Origin of the sequence: Burkholderia sp. AU45388, from assembly GCF_030481585.1 — a bacterium.
In the GTDB taxonomy this organism is placed as follows: Bacteria; Pseudomonadota; Gammaproteobacteria; order Burkholderiales; family Burkholderiaceae; genus Burkholderia; species Burkholderia sola.
The window spans coordinates 44,791-59,847 of sequence record NZ_JAUJPV010000020.1; the positions used below are offsets into that span (position 1 = coordinate 44,791).

Annotated in this window: 12 protein-coding genes and 2 pseudogenes; 7 read left to right on the top strand and 7 right to left on the bottom strand. The window is 67.7% G+C overall.

What is annotated here, in order from left to right; genetic code table 11:
* Positions 1-95 precede the first annotated feature (95 nt).
* Positions 96-521: a PACE efflux transporter gene (locus QZM72_RS26380; protein WP_089470475.1), complete on the top strand. Its 426-nt coding sequence runs from the start codon at positions 96-98 to the stop codon at positions 519-521.
* Between the two features lie 9 nt (positions 522-530).
* Here QZM72_RS26380 and QZM72_RS26385 read toward each other — a convergent pair whose 3' ends face one another.
* The 6 genes and pseudogenes from QZM72_RS26385 to QZM72_RS26410 form a co-directional block, all read right to left on the bottom strand.
* Positions 531-1,157 (bottom strand): trimeric intracellular cation channel family protein, encoded by a 627-nt coding sequence (locus tag QZM72_RS26385; RefSeq protein ID WP_089470476.1) that lies wholly within the window; start codon positions 1,155-1,157, stop codon positions 531-533.
* A 294-nt stretch (positions 1,158-1,451) separates the two neighbouring features.
* A complete protein-coding gene (locus tag QZM72_RS26390) occupies positions 1,452-2,399 on the bottom strand; it encodes a choline ABC transporter substrate-binding protein (RefSeq protein WP_089470477.1) in 948 nt (315 codons plus the stop codon).
* Between the two features lie 103 nt (positions 2,400-2,502).
* The gene (locus tag QZM72_RS26395; protein WP_089470478.1) at positions 2,503-3,501 is read right to left on the bottom strand and encodes a GlxA family transcriptional regulator; all 999 of its coding nucleotides are present in this window, start codon (positions 3,499-3,501) and stop codon (positions 2,503-2,505) included.
* A gap of 107 nt (positions 3,502-3,608) precedes the next feature.
* Positions 3,609-4,505 carry a choline ABC transporter permease subunit gene (gene choW / locus QZM72_RS26400; protein ID WP_089470479.1) on the bottom strand — a complete coding sequence of 299 codons (897 nt, stop codon included), beginning with the start codon at positions 4,503-4,505 and terminating at the stop codon, positions 3,609-3,611.
* Positions 4,498-5,789: pseudogene (locus QZM72_RS26405) on the bottom strand (glycine betaine/L-proline ABC transporter ATP-binding protein); the annotation flags it as partial. The pseudogene QZM72_RS26405 and the gene choW, both read right to left, overlap by 8 nt.
* Complete coding sequence (locus QZM72_RS26410) at positions 5,755-6,387, bottom strand: hypothetical protein (protein WP_256979775.1); 633 nt, start codon at positions 6,385-6,387, stop codon at positions 5,755-5,757. The gene QZM72_RS26410 and the pseudogene QZM72_RS26405, both read right to left, overlap by 35 nt.
* Between QZM72_RS26410 and QZM72_RS26415 the strand changes: the two genes are divergently transcribed.
* Both QZM72_RS26415 and QZM72_RS26420 read left to right on the top strand, forming a co-directional pair.
* Entirely contained in the window at positions 6,275-9,652 is a 3,378-nt protein-coding gene (locus QZM72_RS26415) for a DUF2339 domain-containing protein (protein ID WP_301739621.1), read from the top strand. The genes QZM72_RS26410 and QZM72_RS26415 overlap by 113 nt on opposite strands.
* Positions 9,649-11,007, top strand: coding sequence for a DUF3999 domain-containing protein (locus QZM72_RS26420; RefSeq protein WP_301739622.1), 1,359 nt, complete (start codon positions 9,649-9,651; stop codon positions 11,005-11,007). Before QZM72_RS26415 ends, QZM72_RS26420 begins: the two co-directional genes overlap by 4 nt.
* Before the next feature lie 206 nt (positions 11,008-11,213).
* Here the strand turns inward: QZM72_RS26420 and QZM72_RS26425 are convergent.
* Positions 11,214-11,448 (bottom strand): annotated as a pseudogene (locus QZM72_RS26425) (N-acetyltransferase); the annotation flags it as partial.
* 281 nt (positions 11,449-11,729) lie between these two features.
* On the opposite strand from QZM72_RS26425, the gene QZM72_RS26430 reads away from it, so the two are divergent.
* The 4 genes from QZM72_RS26430 to QZM72_RS26445 all read left to right on the top strand — a co-directional run bounded on the left by QZM72_RS26430 (position 11,730) and on the right by QZM72_RS26445 (position 14,444).
* Positions 11,730-12,035, top strand: a complete 306-nt coding sequence (locus QZM72_RS26430) for an NIPSNAP family protein (RefSeq protein WP_124638489.1) — start codon at positions 11,730-11,732, stop codon at positions 12,033-12,035.
* Positions 12,036-12,342: 307 nt separating this feature from the next.
* On the top strand, positions 12,343-12,993 hold the full coding sequence (locus tag QZM72_RS26435; RefSeq protein WP_089470483.1) for an NADPH-dependent FMN reductase: 651 nt from the start codon (positions 12,343-12,345) through the stop codon (positions 12,991-12,993).
* 235 nt (positions 12,994-13,228) lie between these two features.
* Positions 13,229-13,447, top strand: coding sequence for a transcriptional regulator (locus QZM72_RS26440; protein ID WP_301739623.1), 219 nt, complete (start codon positions 13,229-13,231; stop codon positions 13,445-13,447).
* 94 nt (positions 13,448-13,541) lie between these two features.
* Positions 13,542-14,444 (top strand): aminomethyltransferase, encoded by a 903-nt coding sequence (locus QZM72_RS26445; RefSeq protein WP_089470485.1) that lies wholly within the window; start codon positions 13,542-13,544, stop codon positions 14,442-14,444.
* Positions 14,445-15,057: the final 613 nt, after the last annotated feature.

Below are 15,057 nucleotides of genomic sequence, written 5' to 3' on the forward strand. Positions count from 1 at the left end.
ATTAGGTGAATTGAAGCGGGTGCGCAACGCGGCTAGCCTTGCGGGACGTCACGGCACGTCGCCGCGGCGGTTGCCCGTCGAACCGGAGGAACCCCGTGCAAGGCCTACCGCGCAGGATCACGCAGGCGGTGCTCTACGAAGCGATCGCCATTGCCTGCATCTCGCCCGCGATCGCGGCGATCTTCAGGCAGGACCTCGTCTACTCGGGCGCGCTGTCGGCGACGATGTCGGCGATCGCGATGCTGTGGAACATGATCTTCAACGCGCTGTTCGAGCGCTGGGAAGCATCGCGCCGGCAGCCGGCGCGCACGCTCGGGCGGCGGATCCTGCACGCGACCGGATTCGAGGGCGGGCTGATCTTCATCCTCGTGCCGGTCGTGTCGTGGTGGCTCGACATCTCGTGGTTCGACGCATTCGTCGTCGATATCGCGCTGTTCGCGTTCTTCTTCTGCTATGCGTTCGTGTTCCAGTGGGCGTTCGATCGCGTGTTCGACGTGCCGGCGGCGACGAAGGGGTCGTGAGCCGGGCACCTATGCGCCGCCGGAAATTTTCGGCAGTTGCCAGCCGAAGCGCACCGCCGCCATCCGCAACGCAAAGCACGCGATGCCGCCGAGCACGGCCGCGACGACCGGCGGGCAACCGAGCCGCCGGCACACCACGACGACGACCGCGCCGAGCAGCGCCGCGCTCGCATAGATGTCGGTGACCAGCACGACCGGTATCCGCGCGAGCAGCAGATCGCGCACGACACCGCCCCCGCAGCCGGTCACGGCGCCCATCAGCGTCGCAATGAACGGGTGGACGCGGAATTCGAGCGCCTTCACCGCGCCCGCGACCGCGAACAGCGCGAGGCCGGCCGCATCGAGCGTCGTCAACACCAACGGCGAGAACGACGCGACCCGCGCATGAAACACGAATGCGAACAGCCCGGCGGCGAACGCGAGCGCCGGGTAACGCCAGTCGCTCACGGCGCTGGGCGGCCGCGCGCCGATCAGCAGGTCGCGAATCACGCCGCCGCCCAGCGCGACGACGAGCGACAGCACCATCACGCCGAACAGGTCGAGGCCGGCGCCGATCGCCGCATTGGCGCCCTCGATCGCGAACACCGCCGTGCCCGCGAGATCGGCGGCCAGCACGACTTGCTCGATGCGCTTCATGCGAATGAATGGCCGAAGCACCGGAGGGTCCGGTTGCAGCCTGCGTCGACCGAAGCGGCCGTGTGATTCGGCCGCATGCGGGCTGCGAGTCGCCGCCCGGCTGCATCAAGCGTGTTGCGGATCATTGCCGTCTCCTCGATCGGGGATCGAGCAGTCTAGCGCATCGCCCGCTGGCCGTCGGCGCGAGCGCGAAGCACGCAGCAAAAAGCCGGCGCAAGCAGGTCACCCCGCTTGCGCCGGCTCAACCTTCACGTCAGGCTTCGGGCCGCGGCCGCACAGCCCGACACGTCATGCTCAATGCGCGCCGAGATACGCCTTCACCGCCGGCAGGCCCGGCTTGCCGTCGATCGTCGTCACGCCGGCCAGCCACTTGTCGAGCGCGTCCGGGTTCGCCTTCAGCCACGCGGCGGCGGCCTTGTTCGGGTCCTGCTTCTTCATGATCGGCACCATCACGTGGTTCTCGATCGCCGTCGTGAACTGCAGGTTCGACACGAACTTCGCGACGTTCGGGCAGCGCTGCGCGTAGTCGGGCGGCGTCGCCGTCAGCACCTTCGCTTCGCCGTAGTTCGGACCGAACACGTCGTCGCCGCCGGTCAGGTAGTCGATCTTCATCTGCACGTTCATCGGATGCGGCTCCCACCCGAGGAACACGATCCACTGCTTGTCGCGAATCGCGCGATTCACCTCGACCAGCATCCCGGCCTCGCTGGACTCGACCAGCTTGAACTTGCCGAGACCGAACTGGTTGCCGTCGATCATCTTCTTGATCAGCGCGTTGCCGTCGTTGCCGGGCTCGATCCCGTAGATCTTGCCGTTGAGCTTGTCCGCGTACTTCTGGATGTCCGCGAACGACTTCAGGCCGCCCTGGTACACGTAGTCGGGCACCGCGAGCGTGTATTTCGCGCCGGTCAGGTTCGGCGTCGCGAGCACCTTGATCGTGCCGGCCTTCGTGAACGGCTGGATGATCGGGTCCATCGTCGGCGACCAGTAGCCGAGGAACACGTCGATCTGCTTGCTCTTGATCCCCGCGAACGTGATCGGCACCGATGCGATCGTCTTCGTCGGGTTGTAGCCGAGCCCCTGCAGCATCGTCGATGCGAGGCCCGTGGTCGCTGCGATGTCGGACCAGCCGACATCCGCGAAGCGCACGTTCTTGCACACGGGCGGATCGGCCGCATAGACGGCCGACATCGGCGCGGCCATCCCGATCCCGCACACCGCTGCGATCAATAGGCGCTTCATCTTGCTTCTCCTCAAAGTGATGTCGTTTGCTCGAATCCGGGATCGTTTATTGAAGCCGCGCGCCGCGATCCCGGCGACGTCGCGGACCGAATGATTGCCCCGTTCAGCGCCCCGGCAACCGGCGCTCGTAGCTCGGCGCATGGCCGAACTGCGCGCGATATGCCTTGCTGAAATGACACGGCGAATGAAACCCGCAGACCGTCGTCACGCGCGCGATCGATGCGTCGGTCGTGCGCAGCAGGTCGCGTGCGCGTTTCAGGCGCAGCGTCAGGTAATAGTGGGTCGGCGATACGTTCAGGTACACCTTGAACATGCGCTGCAGATGCCGCTGCGACAGCCGCACGAGCCGCGCGAGTTCCTCGAGCGACAGCGGCTCCTCGATGTTCGCCTCCATCAGCCGCACGACCTCGATCAGCTCCGCGCGAGAGAAGCCGACGCGCGCGTCGACCGGAATCGGCTGCGTATCGGTCGAACTGCGGATGCGCTCGAGAATGAACTGCTCGGAGACCTGCGCAGCGAGCTGCTGGCCGAACCGCATGCCGACGAGGTTCAGCATCAGGTCGAGCGGCGCGGTGCCGCCCGTGCAGGTCAGCCGGTCGCGATCGACGACGAACAGCTCGTCGGCGAAGCCCACCTGCGGAAATTCGGAATGCAGCGCGGACAGGTTCTCCCAGTGCACGGTGCAGCGATAGCCGTCGAGCAGCCCGCTCGACATCAGCGCATAGGCGCCCGTGCAGATGCCGCCGAGCGGCAGCCCGCGTTCGGCGAGCGCCGCGAGCATATCGCGCGCGCCCTCGTCGACCACGTCGCGGATGCGGATGCCGCCGCACACGATCATCACGTCGGGCAGGTTCTCGTAGTCGAGCGCCTGCGTGGGCCGCACCGCGATGCCGTTGCTGGCATGCGCGGGTGCGCCGTCGAGCGAGTAGATCGACCACTTGTAGTGATCCGCCCGCCCGACGTAGTTCGCCATCCGTAGCACTTCGACCGCGCTCGAGAACGCGATCATCGAGAAGTTCGGCAGCGTCAGGAAGCCGAAATGGGCGAGGGATGAAACCGGTGAAACGCAGGCGGCGGGCGCGACAGCGACGGCGGACGTCACATCGGTCTCCTGGCGAGGAGGTTGTGAAGGACCAGCCCCGCGGCCGAAGCCGCGGGAACCGTTATCAATTCAGGGTGAGCGGCCAGGGCGCTCCTGGCCGCCGAAGATCAGGCCTGCGCGGGCGAAGCCTTCACGCGAAAGAGCTGCTTGAGGCCCGAGAACAGCGGCGCCTTCACGGTGCCCGGCGCGCGGCCGAAGCTCTCGGTGATGCGGTCGAGAATGATCGCGAGCAGCACGACCGACAGGCCGCTTTCGAAACCGAGGCCGATGTCGAGGCGCTGGATACTCGCGAGCACGTCGTTGCCGAGGCCGCCGGCGCCGACCATCGACGCGATGATCACCATCGACAGCGCCATCATGATCGTCTGGTTCACGCCCTGCATGATCGACGGCAGCGCGTTCGGGAACTGCACCTTGTACAGCAGTTGCCACGGCGTGCAGCCGAACGCCTGGCCGGCTTCGACGATCTCGCGGTTCACGTGGCGGATGCCGAGGCTCGTGAGACGCACCGCGGGCGGCATCGCGAAGATCACCGTCGACAGGATCCCCGGCACGCGGCCGAGACCGAACAGCATCGCGGCCGGAATCAGGTAGACGAAGGCCGGCATCGTCTGCATCAGGTCGAGAATCGGGCGCACGATCGCGGCGACCCACTTGCTCTTCGCGGCCCAGATGCCGAGCGGGATGCCGAGCACGAGGCTGATGATCGTCGACGACAGCGTGAGGCCGAGCGTGATGACCGTCTGGTCCCAGAAGCCCGTCGCGAAGATCAGCAGCAGCGACAGCGTCGTGAACAGCGCGAAGCGCCAGCCCACCCGCCACAGTCCGATGCCGATGAAGATCGCCATCATCAGCCACATCGGTATCGCCTGCAGGCCATGCTCGACGAATGCCGCGAGCCCCTCGATTACTTGACCGATCGTGTCGAACGTCTTCGCATCGTGGTCGAGCAGGTAGTGAACGGACTGGTCGACCCAGGTACCGAGCGGAATCATTTCAGACATGGGAGCCTCGCGAACGCGTGATGGCCTTCAGGATGAGCGCACGATCGACCGAGCCGCAGTAGCAGCCGTCGTCGTCGACGACGGGCAGTGCATTCGGGCTCGCGACCACGCGCGCGACGACATGTTCGAGCGACGCATCGCGCCGGATGCTTTCGATCGGCCGCACGGACGGCGTGTCCTGACCGAGCGCCTCGCGCGTGACGAAGCCGCGGATCTTGCGCGCGGCATCGAGCACGAACGCGTATTCGGCGCTGCCGTTCAGCGAAGCCGCGACGTTCGCGGCATCGCACTTCGACATGATCGGCACGGCGCCCGTCTGCATCAGGTCGCCGGCGGTGAGGTAGCGGCTGGTGTCGATGCCGTCGAAGAACGCGCGCACGTAGTCGTCGGCCGGGTTCGCGATGATGTCCTGGGGCGTGCCGACCTGCACGAGGCGGCCGCCTTCCATGATCGCGATGCGGTTGCCGATGCGCAGCGCTTCCTCGAGATCGTGCGACACGAACATGATCGTGCGGCGCTGCTCCTTCTGCAGTTGCAGCAGCACGTCCTGCATTTCGCGGCGCTTGAGCGGATCGAGCGCGGAGAACGCCTCGTCCATGATCATCAGCGACGGGTTCACGGCCAGCGCGCGGGCAAGGCCGACGCGCTGCTGCATGCCGCCCGACAGCTCGGACGGCAGCTTGTGCGAAAACGATGCGAGCCCGACCTGCTCGAGCACTTCCATCGCGCGGCGCTCGCGCTCCTTCTTGCCCATGCCCCCGACTTCGAGCCCGAACGCGGCATTCGACACGACGGTGCGATGCGGCATCAGCGCGAACGACTGGAACACCATGCTCATGTCCTTGCGGCGCAGCGCGGTCAGCGCCGAGCGGCGCGCCGACGCGACGTCGAGCCCGTCGATCAGCACCTTGCCGGCGCTCGGATCGACCAGCCGGTTCACGAGGCGGATCAGCGTGGACTTGCCGGAGCCGGACAGGCCCATCAGCACGAAAATTTCGCCTTCCTGCACATCGAAGGAGACGTTGTGCACGCCGACGACCTGGCCGGTGCGCTTGAGCACATCGTCCTTCGTCGCGCCGGCGGCGAGCATGTCGAGCGCCTGCTGCGGGTTACTTCCAAATACCTTGCACAGACCTTCGACCACAACCTTGGGGGCATCCATCGAAACCTTCTCCTCGTGTAGCGGGGACTCGCGCTTGTCATAGCGTGCCTACATAGTTGCCAGAAAAAACCCCGGCCTGCCGACGAATTACGACAAACGCTTGCGCAAATACGACACGCCCGCCAGCCCCGTCCGGCGGGCCGCGGCGGCGATTGCGGCGGCGCAATACGCGCACGGCCAGCAACGACGGGCATCCCGCGCCGGACTTGTGCGCAGCAGCGCGGCGAATTGCACATGAGGTTTTGCGTCAGGCCGTATCGGGCACGCGTCGTTTTGCGACAAGTCGACGTCCGTTCCCGCGTCGATCCGGTCAGACGAATAGCGCAGTGCGCATTCGCCAGTAAAAAGCATGACCGTGCAAAAAACCGTTCGACGACACCGAACGGCGCATACCACGATACCGCGTCGAACCCGGAAATCGGCCAACGCACGCTGTGATACATTCGCCGCAAACACGCCGAGCGCGACGTTGCCGCGGGCCTTTCGCACCAAGGCCTGGCCGCGCGGCGCGCGCATGCCGGTTCGCCTGCCGGCCGTGCTGAAACCGCCTCGATCCGGTGCGATCCGCGATCGAAGGACGATAACGATAGTGAGAGGGAGCAAGGCGTTGAACTGGGCATTCGCCGTAATCGGCTTCATCGTGGGCGGCATCGCTGCCTTGATCGGGGATTTCTCGGCCGGGAGCGGCTCGCTGCTCGGGGCCGCCGTCGGGTTCTGCATCGGGCACGCAATGCGGCAACGCAAGCAGCGGAACCCGCGCGCCGCGCCCGACGCGTTCGCGCTCTCCGCGACGCCGCCGCCCGCCCCGTTACCGCTCGCCGATCGCGTCGCGCGCCTCGAAGCCACTGTCGACACGCTCACGCGCGAACTCGACGCGCTGCGCGCTCAACTGGCGGGCGCGAAGGCCGGCGCGGCGACATCCGGGGGCATCGCGCAAACGGCTTCGGCCGGCGCCGCCTCCGCGCCACTGCCGACACCCGCCCCGGCCACACCCGCGCCACGACCTGTCGCCGCACGGGCGGCGACGCCGGCATCCACTTCGACCCCGGTACATGCCGCGATACCCGCGCCGGCAAGCGCAGCGAGCACCACTGCGGCGCCCGCTGACGCCACCGCCGCCGCCCACGCCGCCACCCCGATCCGCCCTGCCCCGCCCCAACCGCCCGCGCCACGCGAACCGGGCCTCGCCGAACGCGCGTTCGGCGCCGCGCGTGGCTGGCTGCTCGGCGGCAACACGGTCGTGCGGGTCGGGATCATCGTGCTGTTCTTCGGCGTCGCGTTCCTGCTCAAGTACGCGGCCGACAACGCGATGCTGCCGATCGAATTCCGCCTCGCGGGCACGGCGCTCGCCGCGGCCGCGCTGCTCGCGATCGGCTGGCGCGTGCGGCCGCGCCGCGGCGCATACGGCCTCGTGCTGCAAGGCGGCGGCGTCGGCATCCTGTACCTGACGATCTTCGCCGCGACCAAGCTGTATGCGCTGCTGCCCGTCGGCGCCGCGTTCCCGCTGATGGTCGCCGTCTGCGCGCTGAGCGCCTTCCTCGCGGTGCGGCAGAACGCGCTGCCGCTCGCGTTCATGGGCAGCGCGGGCGGCTTTCTCGCCCCGATCCTGCTGTCGACCGGCCAGGGCAACCACGTCGCGCTGTTCAGCTACTACGCACTGCTGAACGCGGGCATCTTCGCGATCGCGTGGTTCAAGGCCTGGCGCCCGCTGAACCTGCTCGGCTTCGTGTTCACGTTCACGATCGGCTCCGCGTGGGGCGTGACGGCCTATCGCCCCGCGCTGTTCGCGAGCACCGAGCCGTTCCTGATCCTGTTCTTCCTGATGTACGTCGGCATCGCGCTGCTGTATGCGGTGAAACGCGAACTCGCGCTGCGACACTACGTGGACGGCACGCTCGTGTTCGGCACGCCGATCGTCGCGACCGCGCTGCAGGCGTCGCTCGTCAAAGGCATGCCGTTCGCGCTCGCGTGGAGCGCGGTCGCGCTGTCGGCGTTCTACGTCGCGGTCGCCGCCTGGCTCGCGCGGCGCCGCGACCGCCTCGGGCTGCTGTTCGAATCGATGCTCGCGCTCGCGGTCATCTTCGCGACGCTCGCGGTGCCGCTCGCGTTCTCGGGGCCGACGACCAGCGCCGCGTGGGCCATCGAAGGCGCGGCCGTCGTGTGGCTCGGCGTGCGCCAGAAACGCCTGCTCGCGTTCGGCTTCGGGCTGCTGATGCAGGTCGCCGCGGCCGGCGCGTTCTTCACGAGCCTGCTGAGTCCGGCCGACGCGACCGCGCTGCCCGTGCTCAACGGCCCGACCATCGCGATGCTGCTGATCGCGCTCGCCGGCGTGTTCACCGGCTGGTGGCTGCACGGGCGCGGCGAAGCGCGCGCATGGCACGCGTGGATGCCCGAGATCGGCGTCGCGGCCGCCGCGTGGGGGCTGCTGTGGTGGGTCAGCGGCGGGCTGCACGAGATCCTCGTCCACGCGAGCCGTCACGTCGATCTGCATGCCGATCGCTTCGTCGTCGATGCGACCGCGCTGTTCGCGGCCGGTACCGCGTGGCTCGCGCACGGCGCGCGCCGCCGACTCGCGTGGCCGCTCGCCGAGTGGCCCGCGCTGGCCCTCACGCCGGTGCTGGCGCTGCTCGCGCTGCGCGCGTTCGATGCGCATGAAGCGCCACTGTCGGGCATGGGCGCGTTCGCGTGGCCGGTGGCCGTCGGCGCGGGGCTTGCGCTGCTGTGGCGCCAGTCGCGCGGCACGGCCGGCGCCGCTGCCGCGAACGGCGCGTCGCCGGCCGTTGCGACGGGCATCCTCGCGCCGCTGCATACGCTGACGTTCTGGACCGTGTGCGGACTGCTGTCGCTCGAAGGTTTCTGGCGCCTGCGCGCGTTCGTCCCGGAAGGCGCATGGAGCTGGAGCGCATGGGCGTACGGCTTCGGCACGCTGCTCCTGCTCGTGTCCGGCCCCGGCACGCGCCTGCGCTGGCCCGTCGCGGCGTTCCCGCGCGCCTACCAGGTGTGGGGGGCCGCGCCGCTCGCCGCGCTGCTGTGGCTGTGGAGCATCGCCAGCACGGTGAGTGACGGCGATGCAGCGCCGCTCTTCTGGCTGCCGCTGCTCAATCCGCTCGACATCGCGCAAGGCCTCGTATTCGTCGCCTTCGCCGCGTGGCTGCGTCGCCTCAAAACGCTCGGCATCGCGTGGCATCCGCGCGTCGTCGACTATCTGGCGATCGCGACCGTGTTCCTGTGGTTCAACGCGCTGATGCTGCGCACGCTGCATCACCGCTTCCACTTCGGCTACGACGTCGACACCGTGCTGTCGTCGTTCGGCATCCAGCAGGTGTTCATGGTCGGCTGGAGCCTGTTCGCATTCGCGGGGATGTGGCTCACGCGCCGCGACGGCATCGCCCGGCTCTGCGCGTTCGCGTCGCTGCCGCTGATCGTCGTGATGTGGGCGTGGACCTTCTACGCGAACTTCACGCAGGACGGCGGAAGCTGGGCGCGCGTGCCGCTGTTCAATCCGCTCGATCTCGTGCTCGCGGTCGTCTATGCGCTCGCCGCGTCGTGGTTCGTGCGTGCGCGCAGACTCGGCTGGTCGTTCGGCGCGTATCGCGTCGAGCTGCTGGGCGCGGGCGGCGCGACCGGCTTCCTGTGGTTGAACGCGATCCTGCTGCGCACGCTGCATCACTGGGCCGGCGTGCCGTACGAGCTCGGCGCGATGGCCGAATCGACGCTCGTGCAGGCATCGGTGTCCGTGTACTGGACGGTCTGCGCGCTCGCGATCACGATCTGGGCCACGCGCCACGGGTTGCGACCGCTGTGGTTCGTCGGTGCCGCGCTGCTCGCGCTCACGGTCGTCAAGCTGTTCCTGTTCGACCTGTCGCACGTCCCCGGCATCGAGCGCATCGTGTCGTTCATCGGCATCGGCGTGCTGCTGCTGTTGATCGGCTATTTCTCGCCGCTGCCGCCGAAGGCCGCCGCGCAACAGGACGGCCAGTCATGAAGCGACTCGCCGCCCTGCTCGGGCTGAGCCTGCTCGCGTCGTTCGCGGCGGCCGACGGCGCGCCGGACGCGGGGCGCGTCACGCAGCGCTTCGCGCTCGACCTCGACGGCAGCGCCGCGTATTACCAGCTCACCGTGCCGCAGCCCGTGTATGCGGCGAGCCGGCGCGACGATCTCGGCGACGTGCGCATCTTCAACGGCGCCGGCGAGCCGGTGCCGTACTCGCTCGACGCGCCGGCCGCGGCCGCGCCCGCCGTGCCGCCGTCGCGCGCACCGGTGCACTGGTTCCCGCTGCCGCCCGCGCGTGCCGAGAACGGCAACGCGCCGCTCGGCGTGACGGTCGGCCCGGACGGCGCGCTGCGCGCGGCCGTCGCGACGCCTTCGCCCGCCCGGCACGGCGCGGACCTCGTCGACCTGTCGCATACCGACGGCAGCATCGATGCACTGCTCGTGCACGTGGACGACGACAGCTACCAGGGGCGCGTGTCCGTCGAAGCCAGCGACGACCTGCGCAACTGGCGGCCGCTCGGCAGCACGCAGTTGCTCAAGGTTGGCCGCGGCAACGACATGCTGGTGCAGGAACGCATCGCACTCGACGGCGCGACGCCGCGCTACGTGCGGCTGGACTGGCTCGACGGGGCGCCGGCGATCGCGTCGATCGACGTCGAGACGCATCCGCGCGACGCACGCGGCACCGACACGGCCTCCGTGCCGCGCCAGTGGCGCGACGCCGTGCAGGTTCGCGCTGGCGCTGCGCCGGGCGAGTATCTGTTCGACACCGACGGCGCGTATCCGGTCGACCGCGTGCGCATCGACCTGCCGCAGCCGAACACCGTCGCGCGCGCGACGCTGCAAAGCCGTGCCGATGCGCAGGCGCCGTGGCGCGACGTCGCGGCCGCGGTGCTGTTCCGGCTGCAGGGTAAGGGCGGCGAGCAGCGCAATCCGCCGCTCGGGTTCGCGGCGAATACGGACCGCGCGTGGCGGATCGTCGTCGACATGCGCAACGGCGGGCTCGGCGGCGGCCGGCCGGCCGTCGCGATCGGCTGGCATCCGGCCGCGCTGACCTTCGTCGCGCGCGGCACGCCGCCGTTTACGCTCGGCGTGGGCGACGCATCGCTCATGTCGTCGGCCGTGAGCCGCGACGCGCTGCTGGTCGGCATGGCGCCCGAAGTACGGCCCGCCCGCGTCGGCGCGGCGCTGGCGGTATCGGCGCTCGCGCCGGCGGCAACCGCCGATGCGGACGCCGGACGCCGCTATGTACTGTGGGGCGCGCTGATCGTTGCGGTCGGTGTGCTCGGCACGATCGCGTGGCGCCTCGCGAAAGGCGGCGGCGACACGCGCGGCCGCGACGACTGACGTCCACACGCATTTGCGTGCGCTTGACGCGCCGTTCACGTCCATCGAGCCCGTTCATGCGTTGAGCCATCGCCATGCGCGGTCGCGCCGATTCGTCGAGTGGTCGGCTCCCGTCGTTACGTGAAGGCCACGCGACGCGTCAGCGGCGCGAATCGGAACCCGCCCGCCGCGATCGGACCACGAAGCGGCCGTGCTGACGCGGCCGCCACGGCGACATAGCACTCGCCCGCTTCCGCGCGGCGGCGCGTGACGTCCTCGTCCTGATCGACGCACGTGCAGTTGAGCCCCATCGCACCGAGCCGCGCGAACGCACGATGCGACATCGGCGTGAGTCGCGCATAGCCGTCGATTGCCGGATCGAAACGCCGGACGATCACCCGATCGGCGCACGCGAAGCGCGGCAGGGGTGCGTTCGGCGATCGCGTTCCAGGGTATCGATATGGCCATGCTCCGTGGTGAAGATGCCCGAAGTCCAGGAGCACGCCGGTCGCCGTCGCAAGAAAAAATGTCATAAGAATGCCGCGGTGACGTGGCTGACACGGGTGCCGAGCACGGTGCGCTTCGATGCCGTGCGCACGTCGCGGCAAATGCCTCGAAGCACCGATCGTTGCTCGCGCAAGCAACGCATCAAGCATCGATATCGACGCCCGGCACGCCCGTCGTTGACACGGGCGGGCAACGCGCTCCAGACTCGCGGCTCCATCACCGCATCGCGAGCGCCCATGATCACCTGCTTCCTCCGCTACGTCGTCGATCCGTACAAACTCGTCGAATTCGAAACCTACGGAAAGATGTGGATTCCGCTCGTCGAGCAGTTCGGCGGCACGCATCACGGCTACTTCCTGCCGTCCGAAGGCGCAAACAACATCGCGCTCGCGATGTTCTCGTTCCCGAGCCTCGCCGACTACGAGCGCTACCGCGAACGCTCGAAGGACGATCCGGCCTGCCAGGCCGCATTCCGCTACGCGGAGGAAACACGGTGCATCGTCAGCTACGAGCGCAGCTTCTTCCGGCCGGTGTTCGAGTAAGAACGCATCACCAAGCATCGCGCCCCGTTTTCCGGCCGAGGACGAAAAAAAGCCCCGCCTGCATCCGCGCGGCGGGGCCAACCCATGTCAGTAGAGACATCATGGAGGAGACGCGCCCATCTTATCGACCGCGGTGCAGCGTCCCAACCAAGCATTTCTGCTATCGATCCGCGGGGCCGCGCACACGATTGCCTCGCCGCACGGCATATCGATAGAACGAAAAGTCGTTTTCAGAGTGGCGACGGGGTCGTTACCATCTGGTTTTAAGCCTGTGCTCAGCCGGGCAAGCCACTCCCAGGAGCGCCCCTTGACTGCATTCGATCAACACCGCCGCCCGTTCGTCGTCGGCATCGGCGGGACCACCCGGGCCGCGTCGTCCACCGAACGCGCGCTGTCGTTCGCACTGCGCGGCGCGCAAGCCGCCGGCGCGCGCACACGCCTGTTCGACGGCCCGTTCCTCCATACGCTGCCGCACTACGCGCCCGAACACAAAACGCTGACCGACGCGCAGCGCGAACTGATCGACGCCGTGCGCCAGGCCGACGCGATCATCATCGCGACGCCCGGTTATCACGGCGGCGTGTCCGGTCTCGTGAAGAACGCGCTCGACACGCTCGAGGAACTGCGTGCGGACGAGCGCCCGTATCTCGACGGCCGCGCGGTCGGCCTGATCGTCACCGCGTACGGCTGGCAGGCGGCCGGCACCGTGCTCACGTCGCTGCGCTCGATCGTCCATGCGCTGCGCGGCTGGCCGACGCCGTTCGGCGCAACCGTCAACACGCTGGAAACGCGCTTCGAAAGCGCAGATAGCTGCTCGGATCCGAAGGTCGTCGCGCAACTCGAGACGGTCGGCGCGCAAGCCGCCGAATTCGCACTCGCGTTCGCGTCGCATCGTGCGGCCTCGCATGCGGCATCGGTCGATGCGCTCGCGCCCGTGCTGAAGGTCGCCAACCGGTAACCTCCGCATTCCGCCGCGCCCCTTCGGTTGACACGATTCGACGCAGGTGCGCGGCGCGTCTTCCGACGCCCGGCGATGCGCCGGGCGCGTCCGTCCCGCCTCTCGAACACATCGTTCCCGCGTACCGCCCCGATAACGATTCAGCCAGCCGCATGATTTGCATTGGCCGAAAGATTGGTTCACGCGGCCGGCCGGTTTTCGTACGCTGAAAGTCCGAACTTTTTACGCGCACGCCATGAACCGTACGATCCGCTACAAGGGCTATGAAGTCGCTCCCGTTGCCGCCCGGTTGCCGAACGGGTTGTTCGCCGCCAACCTGACGATCGAACGCGCGAGCGGCGGGCCGTCGCCGCGCTCCGTGTCGTTCGACGCAATCGATTTCTTCTTCGAGGAAGAGCACGCCCTCGCGTACGCATCGCGCTGGGGCCGCCTCTGGGTCGACACGAACGCGTGACCCGCGCGAGGCCCGCGTGCACATGGCCCCCGAAAATACGCGATGACGGAAGCTGTGCCAGAATCTTTCGATCCGTAATCGCATAACAATAGCCATGACCGACACGCTGCAGGAAGAGCATGCAGCCGCAGATCACGCGATGCGCAACTGGACCTTCGAGAGGCAAGGCCCGGTCCGGATCGGATCCGATGCGCACAAGCAGATGTTCTGTCGGATGCTGCTCGACACACACAATCCGTACAAGCCGGCGGTAATCGACTGGCCGGCGCTCCAGCCGGCCGAACTCAGGCGGCTCACGTCGCTGCCGATCTGGGACATCGCGGTGCAAACCGAAGGCCGCGCGTCGATTCGCGTGGCGACCTACGCCGCGACGGTCGACGATCCACTGCTGCGCCGCGCGCTCGAGATGGACGGCGGCGAGGAAGCCCGCCACAAGGTCGTGCTGTCGAAACTCGTCGAGGCTTACGGCATCCGGCTCGCGCCCGAGCCGGCCTACCCGGCACCGACCGATCCCGAGTGGTCGTGGATGATGACGGGCTTCAGCGAATGCATCGACAGCTTTTTCGCATTCGGCCTGTTCCGCTCCGCGCAGCGCTCCGGTTATTTCCCGCCCGAGCTCGTCGAGACCTTCGAGCCCGTGATCCAGGAAGAAGGCCGCCACATCCTGTTCTTCGTGAACTGGTACGCATGGTACTGGCGCACGATGCCGTGGTGGCGCCGGCCGTGGTTCTTTGCACGCGTCGCGGCCGTGTGGGTGCAACTGATTCGCGACCGCATGAACATCGCGCGCGGCATCGATGCCGACGGCGCCGCGCGTGACGCGAACTTTCCGGCGACCGGCACCGCCGACATCGGCGATGCGCTGAACCCGCGCGAACTGATCGAGCTGTGTCTCGTGGAGAATGACCGGCGGATGGCCGGTTACGACAAGCGCCTGCTGCGCCCGATGTTCGTGCCGCGAATGGCGCGGCTCGCGCTGCGGTTTCTGAAGAAGTGAAGTCGGGCGCTTGCCGCGGGTCATGCAGCAAGCGCCCGGTTCGGCCCCCGCCCGTCGATCGGGTGTGGCGCGCCCGATACATTCGATTCCTCCCTCTGTTTCCTCGACACGTCGAGCGCCAGCGGCATGGCGGACAAATTGCCGCCCTCGGATCTCACGTTTCTGGCCCTTCCGACCCGGCGCCGCTGGCGGTCTTCGACGGCCTGTCGACACCCCGCGAAATACCCGCCGCGTGCGCGCTCCCTCGACTCCCGGCATGCGCGCCGATTCCGCCTCGACGCCGACATCAACGCGATCGTCGATAGGGCAAAACCGATAAATTGAGGCGAGTTGTTTCATTCGTCACGCCTGTAGCATTTTTTTACAACTTTCTCGGGCCGGGCAGCCCGCCACGCCCGCCGCTCGGGCCCCTGCGCCGCGCGAGATGCGCGAATCAGCACAAACCAATGTGCTCGACATCAGACAAATCCAATTATCAGATAACCAGTAAATATAAATATAAATTCAATTCAAACACAAACAATTAACAAGTTAATAAAATATCAAAAACACTATATGTTGAACCAGCTTCAAACATTACAAAAATGAAAGGATGAGATATCGCGCAAACGTT

Coding starts and splice junctions, on each gene's coding strand:
- choW (WP_089470479.1), bottom strand. CDS start 4,505: ATGTCTGAAATGATTCCGCTCGGTACCTGGGTCGACCAGTCCGTTCAC.
- QZM72_RS26385 (WP_089470476.1), bottom strand. CDS start 1,157: ATGAAGCGCATCGAGCAAGTCGTGCTGGCCGCCGATCTCGCGGGCACG.
- QZM72_RS26430 (WP_124638489.1), top strand. CDS start 11,730: ATGATCACCTGCTTCCTCCGCTACGTCGTCGATCCGTACAAACTCGTC.
- QZM72_RS26445 (WP_089470485.1), top strand. CDS start 13,542: ATGACCGACACGCTGCAGGAAGAGCATGCAGCCGCAGATCACGCGATG.
- QZM72_RS26420 (WP_301739622.1), top strand. CDS start 9,649: ATGAAGCGACTCGCCGCCCTGCTCGGGCTGAGCCTGCTCGCGTCGTTC.
- QZM72_RS26410 (WP_256979775.1), bottom strand. CDS start 6,387: ATGCAGAACCCGACGGCGGCCCCGAGCAGCGAGCCGCTCCCGGCCGAG.
- QZM72_RS26440 (WP_301739623.1), top strand. CDS start 13,229: ATGAACCGTACGATCCGCTACAAGGGCTATGAAGTCGCTCCCGTTGCC.
- QZM72_RS26390 (WP_089470477.1), bottom strand. CDS start 2,399: ATGAAGCGCCTATTGATCGCAGCGGTGTGCGGGATCGGGATGGCCGCG.